The sequence below is a fragment of the Nocardia sp. NPDC059195 genome, assembly GCF_042754695.1.
Classification (GTDB): Bacteria; Actinomycetota; Actinomycetes; order Mycobacteriales; family Mycobacteriaceae; genus Nocardia.
Genome location: NZ_JBHZBG010000018.1, coordinates 80,591 through 98,380, shown reverse-complemented (window position 1 = coordinate 98,380; position 17,790 = coordinate 80,591). Strand labels below are relative to the sequence as shown.

20 protein-coding genes are annotated in these 17,790 nt (G+C 67.1%); 2 read left to right on the top strand and 18 right to left on the bottom strand.

What is annotated here, in order from left to right; all coding sequences use genetic code 11:
- Window positions 1-7 precede the first annotated feature (7 nt).
- The 17 genes from ACFXKN_RS22310 to ftsH all read right to left on the bottom strand — a co-directional run bounded on the left by ACFXKN_RS22310 (window position 8) and on the right by ftsH (window position 15,299).
- Window positions 8-670, bottom strand: a complete 663-nt coding sequence (locus ACFXKN_RS22310) for a DUF1772 domain-containing protein (protein ID WP_379433737.1) — start codon at window positions 668-670, stop codon at window positions 8-10.
- Window positions 671-795: 125 nt separating this feature from the next.
- Window positions 796-1,407 (bottom strand): FHA domain-containing protein, encoded by a 612-nt coding sequence (locus ACFXKN_RS22305; RefSeq protein ID WP_101464728.1) that lies wholly within the window; start codon window positions 1,405-1,407, stop codon window positions 796-798.
- 276 nt (window positions 1,408-1,683) lie between these two features.
- Window positions 1,684-2,046 carry an Lsr2 family protein gene (locus ACFXKN_RS22300; protein ID WP_266297504.1) on the bottom strand — a complete coding sequence of 121 codons (363 nt, stop codon included), beginning with the start codon at window positions 2,044-2,046 and terminating at the stop codon, window positions 1,684-1,686.
- A gap of 115 nt (window positions 2,047-2,161) precedes the next feature.
- Window positions 2,162-3,628, bottom strand: coding sequence for a lysine--tRNA ligase (gene lysS, locus ACFXKN_RS22295; RefSeq protein WP_378962801.1), 1,467 nt, complete (start codon window positions 3,626-3,628; stop codon window positions 2,162-2,164).
- A 265-nt stretch (window positions 3,629-3,893) separates the two neighbouring features.
- On the bottom strand, window positions 3,894-4,316 hold the full coding sequence (locus tag ACFXKN_RS22290; RefSeq protein ID WP_378962798.1) for a rhodanese-like domain-containing protein: 423 nt from the start codon (window positions 4,314-4,316) through the stop codon (window positions 3,894-3,896).
- 8 nt (window positions 4,317-4,324) lie between these two features.
- Complete coding sequence (locus ACFXKN_RS22285; RefSeq protein ID WP_378962521.1) at window positions 4,325-4,921, bottom strand: cysteine dioxygenase; 597 nt, start codon at window positions 4,919-4,921, stop codon at window positions 4,325-4,327.
- A 127-nt stretch (window positions 4,922-5,048) separates the two neighbouring features.
- Window positions 5,049-5,831: a type III pantothenate kinase gene (locus ACFXKN_RS22280; RefSeq protein WP_378962517.1), complete on the bottom strand. Its 783-nt coding sequence runs from the start codon at window positions 5,829-5,831 to the stop codon at window positions 5,049-5,051.
- Window positions 5,832-5,853: 22 nt separating this feature from the next.
- Entirely contained in the window at window positions 5,854-6,273 is a 420-nt protein-coding gene (panD, locus tag ACFXKN_RS22275) for an aspartate 1-decarboxylase (RefSeq protein ID WP_056819033.1), read from the bottom strand.
- A gap of 12 nt (window positions 6,274-6,285) precedes the next feature.
- Window positions 6,286-7,242 (bottom strand): pantoate--beta-alanine ligase, encoded by a 957-nt coding sequence (panC, locus tag ACFXKN_RS22270; protein WP_378962505.1) that lies wholly within the window; start codon window positions 7,240-7,242, stop codon window positions 6,286-6,288.
- The gene (locus ACFXKN_RS22265; protein WP_379433736.1) at window positions 7,242-8,192 is read right to left on the bottom strand and encodes a Rossmann-like and DUF2520 domain-containing protein; all 951 of its coding nucleotides are present in this window, start codon (window positions 8,190-8,192) and stop codon (window positions 7,242-7,244) included. The genes panC and ACFXKN_RS22265 overlap by 1 nt, the downstream gene beginning before the upstream one ends.
- Window positions 8,193-8,444: 252 nt before the next feature.
- Window positions 8,445-9,542 carry a DUF6779 domain-containing protein gene (locus ACFXKN_RS22260; protein ID WP_379433735.1) on the bottom strand — a complete coding sequence of 366 codons (1,098 nt, stop codon included), beginning with the start codon at window positions 9,540-9,542 and terminating at the stop codon, window positions 8,445-8,447.
- 68 nt (window positions 9,543-9,610) lie between these two features.
- Window positions 9,611-10,084 carry a DUF3180 domain-containing protein gene (locus tag ACFXKN_RS22255; RefSeq protein ID WP_379433734.1) on the bottom strand — a complete coding sequence of 158 codons (474 nt, stop codon included), beginning with the start codon at window positions 10,082-10,084 and terminating at the stop codon, window positions 9,611-9,613.
- Window positions 10,078-10,617 carry a 2-amino-4-hydroxy-6-hydroxymethyldihydropteridine diphosphokinase gene (gene folK, locus ACFXKN_RS22250; protein WP_379433733.1) on the bottom strand — a complete coding sequence of 180 codons (540 nt, stop codon included), beginning with the start codon at window positions 10,615-10,617 and terminating at the stop codon, window positions 10,078-10,080. The genes ACFXKN_RS22255 and folK overlap by 7 nt, the downstream gene beginning before the upstream one ends.
- Window positions 10,614-11,036, bottom strand: coding sequence for a dihydroneopterin aldolase (gene folB, locus ACFXKN_RS22245; RefSeq protein ID WP_379433732.1), 423 nt, complete (start codon window positions 11,034-11,036; stop codon window positions 10,614-10,616). Before folB ends, folK begins: the two co-directional genes overlap by 4 nt.
- A gap of 67 nt (window positions 11,037-11,103) precedes the next feature.
- Complete coding sequence (gene folP / locus ACFXKN_RS22240; protein ID WP_379433731.1) at window positions 11,104-11,988, bottom strand: dihydropteroate synthase; 885 nt, start codon at window positions 11,986-11,988, stop codon at window positions 11,104-11,106.
- The gene (gene folE / locus ACFXKN_RS22235; RefSeq protein ID WP_378962794.1) at window positions 11,985-12,599 is read right to left on the bottom strand and encodes a GTP cyclohydrolase I FolE; all 615 of its coding nucleotides are present in this window, start codon (window positions 12,597-12,599) and stop codon (window positions 11,985-11,987) included. Before folE ends, folP begins: the two co-directional genes overlap by 4 nt.
- A gap of 327 nt (window positions 12,600-12,926) precedes the next feature.
- Window positions 12,927-15,299: an ATP-dependent zinc metalloprotease FtsH gene (gene ftsH, locus ACFXKN_RS22230; RefSeq protein ID WP_379433730.1), complete on the bottom strand. Its 2,373-nt coding sequence runs from the start codon at window positions 15,297-15,299 to the stop codon at window positions 12,927-12,929.
- 243 nt (window positions 15,300-15,542) lie between these two features.
- On the opposite strand from ftsH, the gene ACFXKN_RS22225 reads away from it, so the two are divergent.
- Window positions 15,543-16,511, top strand: a complete 969-nt coding sequence (locus ACFXKN_RS22225; RefSeq protein ID WP_378962435.1) for a hypothetical protein — start codon at window positions 15,543-15,545, stop codon at window positions 16,509-16,511.
- A 23-nt stretch (window positions 16,512-16,534) separates the two neighbouring features.
- Here the strand turns inward: ACFXKN_RS22225 and ACFXKN_RS22220 are convergent, their stop codons facing one another.
- Entirely contained in the window at window positions 16,535-17,392 is an 858-nt protein-coding gene (locus ACFXKN_RS22220) for a DUF1266 domain-containing protein (RefSeq protein WP_379433729.1), read from the bottom strand.
- A gap of 125 nt (window positions 17,393-17,517) precedes the next feature.
- Between ACFXKN_RS22220 and ACFXKN_RS22215 the strand changes: the two genes are divergently transcribed.
- A complete protein-coding gene (locus tag ACFXKN_RS22215; RefSeq protein ID WP_378962427.1) occupies window positions 17,518-17,790 on the top strand; it encodes a DUF2277 domain-containing protein in 273 nt (90 codons plus the stop codon).

The window sequence follows — 17,790 nt, the reverse complement described above, 5'->3', positions numbered from 1 at the left end:
CCGGAATTCATCGACGCTGGTGCTGCTGGCCGTACGGCGCACCGGCTGCCGGGCTGCCGGGCTGCTGCGAAAACCGCTGTCCGGCGACCGGACCGCCGGCCTGAGCGACCGCCTGCCCACTGACCTGGGCGAACGGCTGGCCGGCAACCGCGTCGGTGGTCGAATTCGACTTGCCCTGCTGCACGCCCGCGGCGAACAACGCGCCACACAGCACCAGGAACGCGGCGGTGTGCAGCACCGCACGGACGATGTTCCAGCGAACCCACGTGGCCTCGAAATCGGCACGGACAGCAGCGGTGTCGGCGATCGACGCCGGGTCACCCGCCGCGGCGAGCGCATCGTTGAGCGGCACATTGAGTCCGACGGTGACGCCGAACGCGATCACGTTGAGCACCAACGCGATTCCGAGCCAGATCAGGGTCGTGCGCTGGTCGCTGCCCAGGTGCAGAGCGGCTGCCAGCGCGGTGAAGCCGACCGTGCCCATGAAGCCCAACATGAACCAGGGGTTGATGATCACGACGTTGATCTTCTGCATCACGTCGATGAGCGTGCGGTCGTCGGCGCGGGCGAGCGCGGGCATCACCGAGATCGCGTAGGCGTAGAACACCCCAGCGATGAGCCCCGTACTGAGCACGGCGAGCACCATGGTGGCCATACGAACTGCGAACATGTGACGTCTCCTGACTCGTGGTCCGGAGCTCGAGATCCCGCACTCCGGTGATACGAGTAAGTCAACCGTCCAGCGCCCGTCCACGACATAGTTCAAACGCTCATCGACCTACGCGAGCGTCACGGTCACAAATCGTGGTCGGAGATCAGGCCGCTCTGCATGGCCAGCGCGGCCAGCCGGGTCCGCTTCTGGTTCTGCGGCAGGTTTTCCACCCCGAACTTCGCGAACAACGCGCGCAGGTGGGTTTTGATGGCGTCGATGGAGAGGAACAATTCCTCGGCGATCTGCTGATTCGACGCGGGCGTCGCGAATCCGGTGCCGTGTTTGTACGGCCGGCACAGCGCGACCAGCACCGCGCGCTGGGTCTCGGTCAGTGAGCGCATCGTGGGGATGGATCCGGACGCGGTATGCGTCGCGTCGTCCACCACACCGCCGAAATCGAAGAAATGCACGAGCGTGGTCCCGACCCGAATCCGGTCGCCAGGACTCAACCTGCGCCGCCCGACCAGCCGCTCACCGTTGACGAAGGTGCCGTTACGGGAAAGTCCGTCATCGATGATGGTCCAGTGCGCACCTAGATGCTCGACGGCCGCGTGCAGACGCGAAACCTCGGCGTCCCACGCGAGCACGAGGTCGGCCTGCACATTGCGCCCGATGGTGACGCGCTGCTGCCCGGCCTCCAAGGCCAATTCATGCTGCTTACCGGTGTCGTCGGTGTACCGCAGGAAAGAGCTCACCGCGCACCACCGCCGGATACTCGAAACACCTTGTGCACGGCCAACAGTCTACTTCCCTACGACCCCAACCCCACACGATCCGGACTCGAGACCCAACCCCACAAACCCGGCCCCGCACGCCCCGACCCTGAGGAGGGGCAGGCAGGCGCAGCCTGCCGTTCGCGGCCGTCCCGTCGTTGCGGCCTCGAAAGCGCTACGCCGAAGGCGTTAGTCTCGAGGTCGCAACGACGGGACCGGCGGGGCCGCGAACCACGCGGCGCCCGCGCCGCCAAAAATTCAGCTCTTGCCGACCTCTTTGTTGTACGCGTCGGTGATTTCCGCCGAGATACGACCGCGAGCCGAGACCTTGTGGCCCTTACGGCGAGCCCATTCGCGAATTGCGGCGCTCTGTTCACGGTCCATGGAAACGCGGCTCTTGCCCTGCGGCGCGGGTGCACCGGCAGCCTTCACCCGGCGACGGCCACTCACACGGCGGGCGTTGGCGACCCACTCGTCCAGGCCTTCACGCAGGCGCGCCGCATTTGCGTCCGACAGATCGATCTCGTACGACACCCCATCGATAGCGAACTCGATGGTCTCGTCCGCGATGGACTCACCGTCGACATCGTCGATCAGGCTAACGGTGACCTTCTTTGCCATGAGATGAACGTCCTCTCGAAATCGTCAAGCCTGCCTCCAGGCCGAATACCCGAGGCAAGAATACCCCGAAATGCGAAATTTCCAACATGGGGTCTTCACCCCATGAATTCACTGGTCAGCGACTAGTGGGTCGCACAATCGGGAACAGGATCGTTTCCCGGATTCCCGAACCCGTGAGTGCCATCAACAAGCGATCGATTCCCATACCGGTTCCGGTGGTCGGCGGCATGCCGTGTTCCATCGCGGCGAGGAAGTCTTCATCGAGCACCATGGCCTCGTCATCGCCTGCCGCGGCCAACCGCGCCTGGTCGACGAAGCGTTCCCGCTGGATCACCGGGTCCACCAGTTCCGAATAGCCCGTTGCCAACTCGAAGCCGCGAACATAGAGGTCCCACTTCTCGGTGACACCGGACTTGCTGCGATGCTGACGCGTCAGCGGTGAAGTCTCGACCGGGAAGTCGCGAACGAAAGTCGGCGCGTAGAGCTTGTCGCCATACGCGTGCTCCCATAGTTCTTCGACCAGTTTCCCGTGACCGTAGCCCTTGCCGGTGGGAATTTCCAGACCCACCCGATCGGCGAGTGCGAGCAATTCCTCGACAGTGGTTTCCGGAGTGACCTCGACACCGATCGACTCCGACAGCGAGGGATACATCTCGACGGTCGTCCACTCGCCACCGAGATCATATTCAGTGCCGTCGGCAAGTGTCACAAGGAGGGTGCCGAATGCCTCTTGCGCGACTTCCTGGATCAATTCACGCGTCATCGTCGCCGAGTCGTCATAGGTGCCGTAGGCCTCGTAGGTTTCCAGCATCGCGAACTCGGGCGAATGGGTCGAGTCGGCGCCTTCGTTGCGGAAGTTCCGGTTGATCTCGAAGACCTTCTCCAGGCCGCCGACCACGCAACGCTTGAGGAACAGCTCCGGCGCGATACGCAGGAAAAGGTCCATGTCCAGCGCGTTGGAATGGGTGACGAACGGGCGCGCGGCGGCGCCACCGTGGATGGTCTGCAGCATCGGGGTCTCGACCTCGAGGAAGCCGCGGCGCTCGAGCGCGGTGCGCAGCGCACGGACCACATTCACCCGGGTACGTGCCATTTCCCTGGCCTCGGGACGCACGATCAGGTCGACATAGCGCGCACGGACGCGCGACTCCTCGTTCATCTCCTTGTGCGCCACCGGCAGCGGGCGAAGCGACTTGGCCGCCATCGACCAGGAATCGGCCATTACGCTCAATTCACCGGTGCGCGAGGAGATGACCTCGCCCTGCACGAAAACGAAGTCACCGAGGTCGACATCGGCCTTCCAGGCCGCCAGCGCGTCGGCACCGACACCGTTGAGGCTGATCATGGCCTGCAGCTTGGTGCCGTCGCCTTCCTGCAGCGTGGCAAAGCACAGCTTGCCGGTATTACGAACAAAAATGACGCGTCCCGCGATTCCTGCCTGCAGACCGGTCTGGGTGTCGGCTTCCAGATCCGGGTAGGCGGCACGGATTTCGGCCAGCGTGTGGGTGCGCGGCACCACCACCGGATAGGCCTCACCACCGTTGGTGAGCAGCCGTTCGCGCTTGTCCCGGCGAATCCGCATCTGCTCGGGAACATCGATGTCCACAGCGGAAGTGGCGGCGCGGCCGGGTGCGGCGGGGTTAGGAGTGCTCACGTCCGACAACATTAGCGGCACCCGGAAATGGATATACCGCTCCCCCGCCTCTCCGAGCATTCAGCGGGCCGTCCGGAAGCACTGCGGTCAACTTTCGGTCTCACCTTTATGCCCGCGTCAGCTCTGAGGTGGCTGGGGAGTTACCCATGTCCTCGCGAAATCAGTGAGGCACTTCACAATTCGTGCTCTGTGCTTACAGCGAAGCCAGCGCGTCGACCTCACGGGCGAAATGCGGGACGCCGGTGCCGACCGTCAACAACCCCGCCGACTTCAGCGCCTGGTACCCGCCGATCACATCGCTGGCCCGGTGCAACCCCAACTCCTGCAAGGCGGCCGCGGCCAAACTCGACGTGTACCCCTCCGAGCAGAAAATGATCCACTCCACATCGTGATCTACGGCGAGGGACAACCGTGCCGACGAGGTTGGATCCAGCCGCCATTCCAGGACATTCCGCTCGATCACCAGCGCGCCGGGCAGGGAGCCTTCGCGCACCCGCTGGGCGGCGGGCCGGATGTCGACCAGAATCGCGCCACGCTCCAGCGCGGCGGCCACGTCGTACACGTACACCCGATCCAATCGCGCGCGCGCGTTCTCGAGCATCTGATCAATCGACAAACGGCTCATCACAGATCACCTTCGGGCTGGTCGGTGAGGACGGTTTTGGTTCGGCGCAGCGTGCCGTGGCCGGTCACTTCGTAATACGACATCGCCGACAACGGCGGGGAATAGGCGTGCACGCTCAAGGTGGGATCCAGCGGGCCGACGGATTCGGCGGCGGCGGGGGCGCGCACCACGTCGTGCACCCAGCCGATCGGGAACGATGCCTGATCACCCGCGGCGAGCGTGCGCCTGCGTAACTCCGAACCATTCCAGCGGTATTCCGAGAGGGCGCCGCTGAGCACGGTCAACGCGCCGAGCGAGCCGGCGTGATCGTGCAAATCGGTGAATTTGCCCGGCGTCCAGCTGATCAGCCAGACATCGACCTCGTCGTCGTGGGAAAGGCGGACCGCCCAGCGTTCGTCGGCCGGCCAGATGCCGTCGGCGGGCAGGAGGTGGTCGAAGCGGCCGGAGAGCACGTCTTCGGCGCCTTCGTCGGTGAGTCGCAGCAGGTCAGCGGGACGCAACCGGGTCGGCAATGCCGAGGCGATCGCCCGGTCGAGCGGGGGCGTCGCGGAGTACTCGTCCCGTGCGGACGGAAGGGAAAGGACAGAAGAACGCATGAGCGCATCTCCAGGAGGTGAGAATCGGTCGAGGGAAAACGTCAGCCTCGAACGGTCGAGGCAGATTAGCCTCGACAACACTCCTGGGTGCTCACACGAAAGATCACGAGCGATAGTTTAGCAGACACTACTTTTTGTTGCGCTCGTAGACATGGCGCAGGCCGGTCAGCGTGAGGTGCGGTACGTGCTGGTCGATCGTTTCCGACTCCGGCACGATCAGCGGTGCGCCCGCCCCCGTGGCGACGACGGTGACATCGGTGCCCGCGAACGCGTCGAATTCGTCGCGGATGCGGTCGACCAGCCCGTCGACCAGCCCGGCGAAGCCGAAAATCGCGCCGGACTGAATGCACTCCATGCTGTTCTTGCCCACCACCGAACGCGGCCGCGCCAGCTCGACGCGGCGCATCGCACTGCGTTCCACCAGCGCCTCGGCGGAGATCTCCACACCGGGCGCGATCACGCCGCCGAGGAATTCGCCCTTGGCCGAAACCAGGTCGACGCAGATCGCGGTGCCGAAATCGACGACGATCGCGGGCCCGCCGAAGCTACGGAAGGCGGCGAGGCAATTGACGATACGGTCGGCGCCGACTTCCTTCGGATTGTCGACCAGCAGCGGAATGCCGGTTCGCACACCGGGTTCCACCAGCACGTGCGGCACATGAGACCAGTAGCGCGCGAGCATGGCGCGCAGTTCGCGCAGCACCGGCGGCACGGTCGACAGCGCCGAGACGCCGACGATCTGGTCGAGGTCGTCACCGACCAGGCCGCGCACCTGCATCGCGAACTCGTCGGCGGTGATCAGCGGATTCGTGTGAATCCGCCAGTGCCGCACCAGTGTCGCGTGTTCACCGCTGCCGGAGAACAGGCCGAGCTCGATCCCCGTGTTGCGGACGTCGATCGTCAGCAGCATTGTCCTGGCTCCCCCGCCCGGCTCAGACGAACGACAGTGAACGCGGTGAGGTGAGGCCGGAGCCCTCGGGTGCGTGCGCGGGGTCGCTGCCCAGCTCCACCGGACGGTTGTGGTCGTCGACGAAGACCACCTTGGGGTCGTAGTCGCGGACCTCGGCCTCGTCCATCTGGCCGTAGGCGATGAGGATGACCAGGTCACCGGGGTGCACGAGGTGGGCGGCGGCACCGTTGATGCCGATCACGCCCGAACCGCGCTCGCCGGCGATCACATAGGTCTCGAGGCGGGCGCCGTTGTCGATGTCGACGATGCAGACCTGCTCACCCTCGAGCAGATCGGCGGCGTCGAGCAGGTCCTGGTCGACGGTCACCGAGCCGACATAGTGCAGGTCGGCATGGGTCACGGTGGCACGGTGGATCTTCGACTTCATCATGGTGCGCAACATCGTCGTCGCCTTTCAGTGCGCCTGCGAGGCAGGTAGGGAGTTCGCGTCGGGGTGCCCATCGATCTGGGCGCCGAGTACAACGGGAGCGTTGTCGATCAGGCGGGTGTCGCCGAGTTTGGCGGCGACGAGCAGGCGGGCGTTGCCCGCGGTGGGAGCCGGACCCAGGTTCGAGTCGCGCAGTTCGAGGTAGTCGACATCGAGGCCGTCGACCGCGTCGAGGACCGAGCGGGCGGTCTGGACAACCGCGTCCGGGCCGAGACCGGCGGCATGGCGGCCCGCGGCGAGTGCGGCCGACAGGGCAAGTGCCGACTCGCGCTGGGTGGCGTCGAGGAAGCGGTTGCGCGAGGAGAGGGCGAGGCCGTCGGGCTCGCGGACCGTCGGGTAGGCGACGATCGTGGCGTCCATGTTCAGGTCGCGCACCATCTGCCGGATCAAGGTGAGCTGCTGGTAGTCCTTCTCACCGAAATACGCCTCGGAGGCGTGGGTGATGTTGAGCAGCTTCGCGACAACGGTGAGCATGCCCGCGAAATGCGTCGGCCTGCTGCCGCCTTCGAGCTCGGCACCGAGCGGGCCGGGCTGGATCGTGGTGCGCATGCCCTCCGGGTACATGTCGGAGACGGTCGGCGCGAAGACCAGGTCGACGCCCTCGGTCCGGAGCAGTTCGAGGTCGGCGTCGAGGGTGCGCGGATAGGCGTCGAGGTTCTCGTTCGCGCCGAACTGCAGTGGGTTGACGAAGATCGAGACGATCACGACCTGGTTGGCGAGCTTGGCCTGGCGGATGAGCGCCAGATGACCCTCGTGCAGCGCGCCCATGGTCGGCACGAAACCGACCGTGCGCCCGGCACCGCGCAGTGCCTTGGCGACGGTGTCGAGCACCTCGGGGTTGTGGTGCACGGTCAGGACGCCCGCCTTGAAGGCGCCGGTGGCGCGCGCGCCGCCCTGGTGGTGATGCACTTCTCGGGGTTCCATCAGTGGCCTTCCTTGGCGAGGAGCTCCAGCAGTGCCGGATCGGTTTGTGCGAGTTCGGCGGTGCGCAGCGAGTTGGCGCGGTAGGCCTCGGCCAGGCGGTCGTCGACCTGCGCGAGCGCGGCGAGGTGGGCGGCCACGGCAGCGACATCGCCGCGGGCAACCGGGCCGGTCAGCGCCGCCTGACCGCGGCGCAGGGCGTTGTCGAGGGCGGCCGAGGCGAGGGGGGCGAGCAGACGTGCGGGGAGACCGCCGGGCTGATCGTCGACCAGCGGCTGGCCGAGCAGGCCGGGGCCGGAGAGGGATTCGCGCAGGGCCGCGACGGCGTCGACGATGACCGTGACCAGGTGATTGCTGCCGTGGGCGAGAGCCGCGTGATAGAGCGAACGCTGGTCTTCCTCGACGCGGACCGGTTCGCCACCCATCTCGATCACCAGCGCCTGCGCGATGGCGTAACCGACCTCGTCGGCGGCGGTGACGCCGAAACAGGCGTTGGCCAGGCGCGCGATGTCCTCGTCGTGGCCGGTGAAGGTCATGGCGGGGTGGATCGCGAGGCCGAGCGCACCCTGTTTCGTCAGCGGCTCGAGAATCGCGACGCCGTTCGCACCGGAGGTGTGCACGACGATGGTGCCGGGGCGGACCACGTTCGCACCGGCGAGGCCGCGGACCAGACCGGCCAGTTCGGCGTCGGGAACCGCGAGCAGGAGTAGTTCACTGCGCTGAGCGATCTGCTCGATGGGCAGAACCTGGGCCTCGGGCAGTCGGATACGGGCGCGATGCACCGAGGCGTCGGAGATCGCGGCGACACCGAAGACCACATGGCCGGTTCGCTCGAGCGCTACGCCGAGTGCGGAACCCACTCGTCCCGCCGAGACGATTCCTACCGTCAGTCGTGCGGGCGCTGGGTCAACACTCGTATTCGCGCCATCAGAGTTGACACTTCTCGAGGTCAACGTTGTCCTCTCGATTGCGTTCCAGTCCCGCGATGCGGGTACCAGACGTTACGGGTCGAGGATAGAGGGGTTTGTGGGCGAGACGCCATCACCCCCCACCGTGATCTAGCGCACGCCCTCCCCGCCTCTCCGCGTCTTCAGGCCAGATCTAGGAGGTGTGAACTGGGGTGTTGGCGGCCGGCGGGCAGGTGGTGTGGTGCGTTTGCTCGTGCCCGGGGAGTTACCGATGTTCTTGCGAAATCAGTTGTTGGGTCAGCGGGTGGATTCTGATTCCAGGTTGGCCATGATGTCGGCCACCGATAGGCGGGTGGTGCCTTCGGTTTCGGCGCGGCGGCGTCGGCGGGAGCTGGTGCCGACCGACGGGGCCTTTTCGGGGCGGGTGGCCGGGGGTTGGGCGGGCTCCGGGTCGGCCGTGGCTGCGGGCGTCTGGGTGGGTTCGGCTGCGGGTGCCGGGGTGGGTTCGGCGGTGGCGACCGGGACCGGGGTCGGCTCGGTGGCAGTGGGCTCGGCCGGAGCGGGGGTCGACGAATTGCCGTTGGTGGTGGGCTCGGTCGGGAGGACCGTGTCCGTTACCTGGCGGGTGTTCGGCGAGGACAGGCGCGGCGGGGGTGTCTTTCCCGACGGGGTGGTCGGCGCGGCGGGCTGCGGTGTGGTGGTCGCCTGCTGGGTTTCGGCGTACTCGTCGAGCTGGATGGCCGAGGTTTCGGCGGTGACCGGGTCGTCGTAGGGGTCGGCGAAATTGGCCGAAACCGGTTGCATGAAGACGGGTTTCAGTGCGCTGGGCGGTTGCTGCCACGGACCGAACCAGGCGGCGGTGGCATCCTCGGGGCTAACGTCGAAATCGTGGTCTGGCTCGTCGAAGGCGTTGAAGCCACCGGCCGGCAACGCGTCGATCCGCACAGCATCGGCCTGCAGCGCCGGTTGTTCGTCGGGTAGCGCGCCCTCGAAGAGGACCTGCAAATTCTGGCGCAGCAGGGTCAGCTCGGCGCGCAGTGCGGCGATCTCGGAGGAGTCGGCGCCGACTTCGGCCCGCACCCGCGCCTCGACACCCATCTCGTACTCACGACGGGCGTTGATCTCGCGCTCTAGCTGCAACTCGTACACCGTCTGAAGATCGCGCACCTTCGCCTTGTCGACGGCCGCGTCCTTGCGGTAACGGGTTGCCGCGAGCGCGCCGATCACCGCTGCCCACAGGGCCGCTACCAGGCCGATCCGAACGTACTGGACGTTTTCGCTGAAGATCAGGAAAACACTGGCCGTCAGACCGAGCAGAATGAGGAAACCGACGAAGAATTTTCCCGCGTCGTCCCGCCGTCGTCGGGGCGCCGTGCTGCGGGAGGGTGAAACCATGAGGGCCAGGGTAGCCGGAATCGGCTGGTCGGCCCACCAAAGTCCGCGGTGATTCCATTCGAAAATTGCTATGTAGTAGCGGGATCCTCGTGCGGGTCCTCGGGTGCCCGACAGCAATACTCCAGCCACAAAGCCGCAGCAACCAGGGCTGAACCGGCCAACAGACCAACTACCGCACCCGGCGAATCGGCAGCAGCCGCGGTCACCGTCCCGCGCTGTGGGAAAACCCACAGCAGAAATCCCAGCCACACACCGGCAGCCAGCGAACCCACCTGCAGCGACGCCTTCGCCAGTGCCACACCCCTGGCGACGTTGATCGGATGCATCTGCCCCGAGCCGTCGCCGATCTGCTCATCGGCGATCTTGGCCTTGATCGCGAAACCGAGCGCCGCCTCGATCGCGGCGACCGGCAGCAGCGAGGCACCGGCGGCCACCGAGATCGACGGGAAGCTGGAATAGGCGAACCGGGTGGCGACCCAGGCAACCGCGGCGGCCATCACCACGTTCAGCGCGAGGTCGAGTACCCGGGTGGGTTTCAGCACGAGCGGGCGCTTTCGTCGCGGAGCACCAGATCGGTGCGAACCACGCCGTCCTTTTCGGACGGGTCGAATCCGGCGAGCAGTTCCGCGATCGGGCGGGCGACACCGTCGACGAGCAGGTGCGCGGACGGTTCGACGGCCAGCCACGGGATGAGTACGAAGGCCCGGTTGTGGGCCTGCGGGTGCGGGAGGATCAGTGCGGGGTCGGTGTCGCGGGCGATCGCCGTTCCGGTGTTGTCGGCGCACTGGACCACGTCGACGTCGAGGGTGCGCGCACCCCAGCGGATCTCGCGCACGCGGCCCGCCGCCTGCTCGAGCTCCTGACCGAAACGCAGCCAGGCGTAGTCGTCGAAGGCCGGATCTTCTGCGATGACAACAGCATTGAGGTAATCGTCTTGGTCGACGCCGCCCCACGGCGCGGTCGTGTAGACCGGCGAGACCGCCACAACCCGCTCCCCCAGCGCGTCGAGCACGCTGCGCAGATGCGCGAGCCGATCGCCCAGATTCGAGCCGATCGAGAGCACCGCGCGAGTCATCGCCGCGGCTCCGGGGCCAGCGTGCGATTCCGGGTCGCCACCACGCGCACGTCGGCGAACGTGTGCGGGATCGGCGCCGACGGCTTGTGCACGACCACCTCCACCGCCTCGATCCTCGGATCGGCCATCACGTCGTCGGCGATCTCGGAGACCACCGTTTCGATCAGATCGCGCGGCGGACCGGTCACGATGCGCACGGCCCGCTCGGCGAGCGCGCCGTAGTCGACGGTGTCGGCGAGGTCGTCGGATGCGGCGGCCGCGGCGAAATCGACCCACACCGTCAGATCGACGACGAACTCCTGGCCGTCACGACGCTCGAAATCGAACACGCCGTGCCTGCCGAACGCGGTCAGCCCGCGCAACTCGATCCGCGACGACGCGGGCCTGCCCGCGGGCGGCGGCAGCAAAGGCGAGTTCATCGGATAGCTCCTCGGACGAGGTGAACCCCGTCGGCAGTCGGCTGGTCGGAACGGGCGGCAGCGGCGGTCACCGAGTGGCTCCTCGGGTGGCAGCGGCTCGCGATTGGGTGGCTCGGCGCCAGGCGTCGACGACGGTGATCGCGTCGAGTGACGCGCGGACGTCGTGGACTCGCACGCCCCAGGCGCCGTGGGTGGCCGCGAGGGCGGACAGGGTGGCGGTGGCGGTTTCGCGGCCGTCCGGCGGCCGGGGGCCGGATTCATCGGCCAGGAGGGCGCCGAGGAAGCGTTTGCGGGAGGCGCCGATCAGGATCGGGAAGCCGCCTGCCACCAGTTCCGGGAGGGCAGCCAGGAGTTCCCAATTGTGTTCGGCGTTCTTGGCGAAACCCAGGCCGGGGTCGAGGATCAGCCGGTCCGGCGTCACGCCGGCGGCGACAGCCAGGTCGACCTGGGCGGTGAGTTCGGCGCTGACCTCGGCGACCACATCGTCGTAGTGGTCGGCGGGGCCGGTGTGCCGGTAGTCGGCGTCGGCCCGCCAGTGCATGAGGATCCACGGCACGCCGGCTTCGGCGACGACTTTCACCATGTTCGGGTCGGCGCGGCCGCCGGAGACATCGTTGACCACTGAGACGCCTGCCGCCAGCGCAGCCTCGGCGACCTCGGCGCGCATGGTGTCGACGCTGGTCGGCACACCCGCGGCGACCAGCCCGCGAATCACCGGAGCGACCCGAGCGGCCTCGGCGGCCGGATCGACCCGGTCGGCACCCGGCCTGGTGGATTCACCACCCACATCGACGATATCGGCGCCCGCCTCGTACAGCTCGACACCGTGCGCGATCGCGAGTTCTGGATCGAGGTAGCGACCGCCGTCGGAGAAGGAATCAGCGGTCACATTGACGACTCCCATGACCACACACGAACGGTGGTCACGGGCGGTCACCAGTGGCTCGCTCATTTGCGCAGGATCAGGTCCAGCGCCTCGGCTCGCGAGGCGGAGTCGGTTTGCAGCTGGCCGCGCACCGCCGAGGTGGTGGTGCTGGCGCCGGGCTTGCGGATTCCCCGCATGGCCATGCACAGGTGCTCGGCCTCGATCACCACGATCGCGCCGCGCGGATCCAGCCTGCGCATCACCGCGTCGGCGATCTGGCTGGTCAGCCGCTCCTGCACCTGCGGGCGTTTGGCGTAGAGATCGACGACGCGGGCCAGCTTCGACAGGCCCGTCACCCGGCCGTGCGAGCCGGGGATGTAGCCGACGTGCGCGACGCCGTGGAACGAGACCAGGTGATGCTCACAGGTGGAGAACATCGGGATGTCGCGCACCAGCACGAGTTCCTGATGACCCTCGTCGAACGTGGTCGCCAGCACCGCGTCGGGCTCGGTGTAGAGCCCGGCGAACATCTCCCGGTAGGCGCGCGCCACCCGGGCGGGGGTGTCGAGCAGACCGGGGCGGTCCGGGTCCTCACCGACGGCGAGCAGCAGCTCACGCACCGCGTTCTCGGCGCGCGCCTGATCGAACGGCAAACCGGTCGCCAGCGCCGTCAGCACCGACGGACTCGTGGCACCCAGCTCACCTGCCGGATCGAGATCCTGCTTGTTGGCCGACAACTTCTCCGCACCTCCGTGATATTTGCGGCTGGCGCCGCGGGTTCTCGGCCCTGTTCCGCAACATTTGCGGCTGGCGCCGCAGGTTCTCGGCCCTGTTCCCCGCCTCTTCCCTCCCGCCGGGTACTCCTTCGTCGCACCCTCTGGTCAGTCCAGAGGCGGGCGGGCCGAGAACCAGAGCCGAAAAGCCGGTGACCACCCGACATTCGAATGACCGAGCGTCAGTCCGAGAACCAGTGCCGAATGCCGAAGTTATCCGGCATTCGACGTTCGAGCGTAGTTGGCCACCGGTCACTGGCGGCCGTTCGGCCCTTCCCAGTCCTTGTTCTCCGGATCGGCGTCACGCACCGGCGGCTGCGGCTGGGCACCCCACGGCTGGAAGCCGTCGCTGGCGTGCCGCGGCTGCTGCTGCTCGGGTCGACCCCAGGCACTGCCCTGGTCCTGTGGCGGCTGCGGCTGTTGCTGCGGCGGCTGCTGTTGCGGTGCCTGCTGCTGCTCCTCGCGCGGCGGCCAGCCGGGAGCCGACCAACCGGCCGGTGCGCCGTAGTCGGGCCGCGAACCGTGCGTTCCCGACGGCCGGGGGAACGCCTGGGTCGGTGCGGCGGGCAGCGGGTAACCAGCCGCGGGCGGTGCCGGCTGGCCGTAAGGCTGACCCGGGTAGCCGTTGGGCTCGACCGGCGGCGCCCCATTGGGTACCGGCACCGGCGCGGGCTGCACCGGCGGCCACGGCTCGCCGCGCTCCACGGCCAACTCGCCCGGCGTCTTCACCGGCGGCTTGTCCGACGGGTGGCGGTCACCGAAATCGTTGAACGCGGTGATCCGCGGACGCTTCTCGACACCGGCCAGGACGGTCTCGAGATCCTTGCGGTGCAGCGTCTCGCGCTCGAGCAGCGCGGTGGCCAACGCGTCGAGCTGCTCGCGGTACTCGCTGAGGATCGACCATGCCTCGGTGTGCGCGGCCTCGATGAGGTTGCGCACCTCCTCGTCGATCTCGCGGGCGACCTCGTGCGAGTAGTCGGGCTGCACGCCCATCGAGCGGCCGAGGAACGGGTCGCCCTGCTCCTGGCCGTAGCGGACGGCACCGAGGCGGGCACTCATGCCGTACTCGGTGACCATGCCGCGGGCGATCTTGGTGGCCTGGTCGATATCGGAGGACGCGCCGGTGGTCGGCTCGTGGAACACCAGTTCCTCGGCGGCACGGCCACCCATCGCGAAGACCAGCCGGGAGATCATCTCCGAGCGGGTCATCAGGCCCTTGTCGTCCTCGGGCACCGTCATGGCGTGACCGCCGGTGCGGCCGCGGGCCAGGATGGTGACCTTGTAGACGGGCTCGATATCGGGCATCGCCCAGGCCGCCAGGGTGTGGCCACCCTCGTGATAAGCCGTGATCTTCTTCTCGTGCTCGCTGATGATGCGACTCTTGCGGCGCGGGCCACCGATCACCCGGTCGACCGACTCCTCGAGCGATTCGCCGGTGATGACCGAACCGTTCTCGCGGGCGGTGAGCAGCGCGGCCTCATTGATGACGTTGGCCAGGTCGGCGCCCGACATTCCGACGGTCCGCTTGGCCAGACCCTCGAGGTCGGCTTCCTGCGAGATCGGCTTACCCGCCGAGTGCACGCGCAGGATCGCGCGACGACCGGCCAGGTCGGGATTGCCGACCGGGATCTGCCGGTCGAAACGGCCGGGGCGCAGCAGCGCGGGGTCGAGGATGTCGGGCCGGTTGGTGGCCGCGATCAGGATGATGTTGGAGCGATCGCCGAAGCCGTCCATCTCGACCAGGAGCTGGTTGAGCGTCTGCTCGCGCTCGTCGTGACCGCCGCCGAGGCCGGCACCGCGCTGGCGGCCGACCGCATCGATCTCGTCGACGAAGATGATGCACGGGCTGTTCTGCTTGGCCTGCTCGAACAGGTCGCGCACACGGGAGGCGCCGACACCGACGAACATCTCGACGAAGTCCGAACCGGAGATGGTGAAGAACGGCACCCCGGCCTCGCCCGCGACCGCGCGGGCCAGCAGCGTCTTACCGGTTCCCGGCGGCCCGTAGAGCAGCACGCCCTTGGGGATCTTCGCGCCGAGTGCCTGGTAACGAGCCGGATTCTGGAGGAAGTCCTTGATCTCGTAGAGCTCTTCGACGGCCTCGTCGGCACCGGCCACGTCCTGGAACGTGGTCTTCGGCATGTCCTTGGTCAGCAGCTTGGCTTTGGACTTACCGAAGCCCATCATTCCGCCACGGCCACCGCCCTGCATGCGCGACATCACGAAGATGAACAGGCCGACCAACAGCACCATCGGCACGATGAAAAGCAGCAGCTGGGAAAGCCAGCTCTCCTGCTTGACCACCGTGTCGTACGGCGCGCCGGACTTCTGCACGGCGTCGAGGATCTGCGCGGAGTTCTCCCCACCACTGGGGTACTTGGCGACGATCTTGGCGTTGTTGCTCGTGGCTTCGTTGCCGTTGTTCAGTTCGATGCGGAGCTGTTGCTCCTTGTCATCGATCTGCACATTCTTGACGTTCGCTTTGTCTTCGAGCTGGGTCAGCGCCACGGAAGTGTCGACACTCTCCCAGCCGCGCGTGTCATCGCTGAGAAAGCTGAACAGCCAGATCATGAGCATGATGCCCGAGATGATCGCCAAGGTGCGAAACACTGTCTTGCGGTTCATAGAGCGTCGGCCGGACGGCCCAGTCCTTTCCGGTTATTACTCCGGGTGTGCTAGCGAAGCGTCGAGATCGGCGGGTTTCGGATGCGGACATGCCACGTTACCGCGTACGGTCTAGTTCGATACATCGCGCAGTTCGGCTGCTGGTGCAGTTGCACTGATAAACGGCCGGAGAACGCAAGAGGTTCCCGAACGCTCCGACCGGGTTGTGGCAAGTGGCCACAATCATGTCATGCCCGCCTTATCGTGGGCCACGACACAACTACAGCGCATGGGGGTATTGAGATCGTCGAGCTACGAACACCCACAGCGATTCTGCGCCACGGCGGTGGACGGCTCGTCGTCCTCCGACCGGGTACCGACGGCGAACGTGTTCTCGACGTTCCCATTGCCGACCTGCTCAAGGTGCGCCTCAATCGGCGCGCCGATGAAGCGGTGGTGATCGAGATCTATCTGCGTTATCCCACGGCGGTCCTCACCGGGGTGCCCGCCGACCGCACTCCCCTTCCGGTGCTCATCGCCGAGCACGACGTGCCTGCCGCCCTCGGCATCGTCGACCGGATCAACGACCAGATCATGACGACCCAGCGCATCGACGTGGCCGCGCCGGATCTCACCCCGCCCGCTCCCGAGTGGGGCAAGTCGGGGCCGACCCGCGCCGATGTCGAGCGCGCCGTGCGCCGCATGGCGCCGCGCAAGGACGCCCGATCGGCCGTCACCGCGCTGAACCGGTACGTCACCCCCGACGAATACGTCCTGGAAACGGCCATTGCCGTGGCCACCCCGCCCGCGGGATCGGGCACCGGCCTGATCGCGGCGACAACCTCGCGGGTGCTGTTCATCTCCATCGGCAGCGGCGACCGCTACGCCTTCGAACTATCGGTGGCCGCGATTCTCGGCGCCCGCACCGTCGAGGGCGCGCGCTCGGCGCCGGGCGAGGTCGACACGCGCCACGGCGGATCGGGCATCGACATCAACGACGGCAATCGCACCCTGCATTTCGCGGGCGTGGATCGCGCCGACACCGAGCGGGTCACCTGCGCGGTGAACTTCGCCGTCCGCAGGCAGGCCGCCGACGGTGCGGCGGGCCCTGCCGACCCGGGTGTCAACCAGCTCTACGCGGAGTGGGAATTACTGGTCGAGCGGCATTCGCTCGGCATGGTCGACGACACGCAATTCCAGCGCTACGGCCGCGGGATTCTGCGCAGCCTGTAATCACCGGCGGCCGAACCGAATACTCAATTCGGTTCGGTCGCTTCGGTTTCCGCCTTCTGATCCGGCTCGTTGAGCTCGATACGGCGCCACGGGCTGGTGGGCCGGGTCCACAGGCGCACCAGTTCCATCCGCCGGTCGACGCCGCCGTTCTTCAGTTCCGCGAGGTCCTCGGTGGCCTGCCAGTAGGTCCAGCCGGTGAGGTAGGCGTCGCCGAACTGGCGCCAGTTGCGGTAGCGACGCTGCGCGGGGACCAGCGCGCGCATGCAGTATTCCCACGCCACGTCGGCGTCGATGTAACCCGCGGTGAATGCCATACGGGCCACCGCGACGACGCGGGCCAGGTCCCAGGCGTGGATGTCGTTGGGTAGTGGGCGCGATAGATGGTCGGTGAAGCCGATCTTGATGGCCTGGGCCCAGATGTCGTAGTCGCGGACCAGCGCCTCGGGGTTGTCCATCCCCCGAAACGAACCGACCTGCCGGAGAAACGCGCGCTGCTTGTCGGCCCGCTCACCGAAACGGTCGCGCTCGCTGGCATTGACCGAGGCCATCACCAGCGGATGCACCAGTGAATACAGCGGTGCGTGCATGCCCTCTAACAGCTGCTCCATCGAGGCGCGGGCCTCGGTGCCGTCGGTGATACCCCAGGCACCGGTGAGGGTGTCGATGGCGAGTTCACGGCGGTCACCGAGCGGGTGCTCGCGTTCGGGGCCGAGCAGCATCGCGTCGTGGAAGGCGTCCCAGCGCGTGGAGTAGAAGGCACCGAGGGCGAGTGCGCGCAGTTCGTCGTCGCTCACCCCCGCGCCCGACCAGTGATCTTCTTCGCGCTCATCTAGTTCCGGGTAGGGAAAAGTGGTCAGCGCTGGTACTCCCCTGGCAGCCATGCGGCCGAGTCTAGTGCGGTGACCGCGATCACGGGCGGCCTGCGAATCTCACGTGGGTTACGAGATTTTCAGATCCCCTTATTCTTCGCCTGTCGTGTCATGCCTCACAGGTCTATGGTTCTGACATGTGTAGAAATATCACCGTCTTGCGTGGTCTGGAGCCTGCCGCCACCGAGCAGGAGATCTACGCTGCCGCCTTGCAATATGTGCGCAAAGTCGGCGGCATCTCCGGCCTGAGTAGCGCCACCAAACCCGCCGTCGACAAAGCTGTCGCGGCCATCGCCGCGGCCACCACAGCGCTGCTGGCCGAGCTCCCCGATCGCCGGGTCCCGCCGCCCACCGAGCCGCCACTGCGCCGGATCGCGGCGCGCGAGAGTGAGGTTCAGGAAACGACATAG

Excerpts from the sequence above, each read along its gene's own strand:
- ACFXKN_RS22310 (WP_379433737.1), bottom strand. The coding sequence starts at position 670 with ATGTTCGCAGTTCGTATGGCCACCATGGTGCTCGCCGTGCTCAGTACG.
- ACFXKN_RS22300 (WP_266297504.1), bottom strand. The coding sequence starts at position 2,046 with ATGGCAAAGAAGGTCACCGTTAGCCTGATCGACGATGTCGACGGTGAG.
- lysS (WP_378962801.1), bottom strand. The coding sequence starts at position 3,628 with ATGCGGATTCGCCGGGACAAGCGCGAACGGCTGCTCACCAACGGTGGT.
- ACFXKN_RS22285 (WP_378962521.1), bottom strand. The coding sequence starts at position 4,921 with ATGCGTTCTTCTGTCCTTTCCCTTCCGTCCGCACGGGACGAGTACTCC.
- ACFXKN_RS22280 (WP_378962517.1), bottom strand. The coding sequence starts at position 5,831 with ATGCTGCTGACGATCGACGTCCGCAACACGGGGATCGAGCTCGGCCTG.
- panD (WP_056819033.1), bottom strand. The coding sequence starts at position 6,273 with ATGTTGCGCACCATGATGAAGTCGAAGATCCACCGTGCCACCGTGACC.
- panC (WP_378962505.1), bottom strand. The coding sequence starts at position 7,242 with ATGGAACCCCGAGAAGTGCATCACCACCAGGGCGGCGCGCGCGCCACC.
- ACFXKN_RS22260 (WP_379433735.1), bottom strand. The coding sequence starts at position 9,542 with ATGGTTTCACCCTCCCGCAGCACGGCGCCCCGACGACGGCGGGACGAC.
- folK (WP_379433733.1), bottom strand. The coding sequence starts at position 10,617 with ATGACTCGCGCGGTGCTCTCGATCGGCTCGAATCTGGGCGATCGGCTC.
- folB (WP_379433732.1), bottom strand. The coding sequence starts at position 11,036 with ATGAACTCGCCTTTGCTGCCGCCGCCCGCGGGCAGGCCCGCGTCGTCG.
- folP (WP_379433731.1), bottom strand. The coding sequence starts at position 11,988 with ATGAGCGAGCCACTGGTGACCGCCCGTGACCACCGTTCGTGTGTGGTC.
- ftsH (WP_379433730.1), bottom strand. The coding sequence starts at position 15,299 with ATGAACCGCAAGACAGTGTTTCGCACCTTGGCGATCATCTCGGGCATC.
- ACFXKN_RS22220 (WP_379433729.1), bottom strand. The coding sequence starts at position 17,392 with ATGGCTGCCAGGGGAGTACCAGCGCTGACCACTTTTCCCTACCCGGAA.
- ACFXKN_RS22215 (WP_378962427.1), top strand. The coding sequence starts at position 17,518 with ATGTGTAGAAATATCACCGTCTTGCGTGGTCTGGAGCCTGCCGCCACC.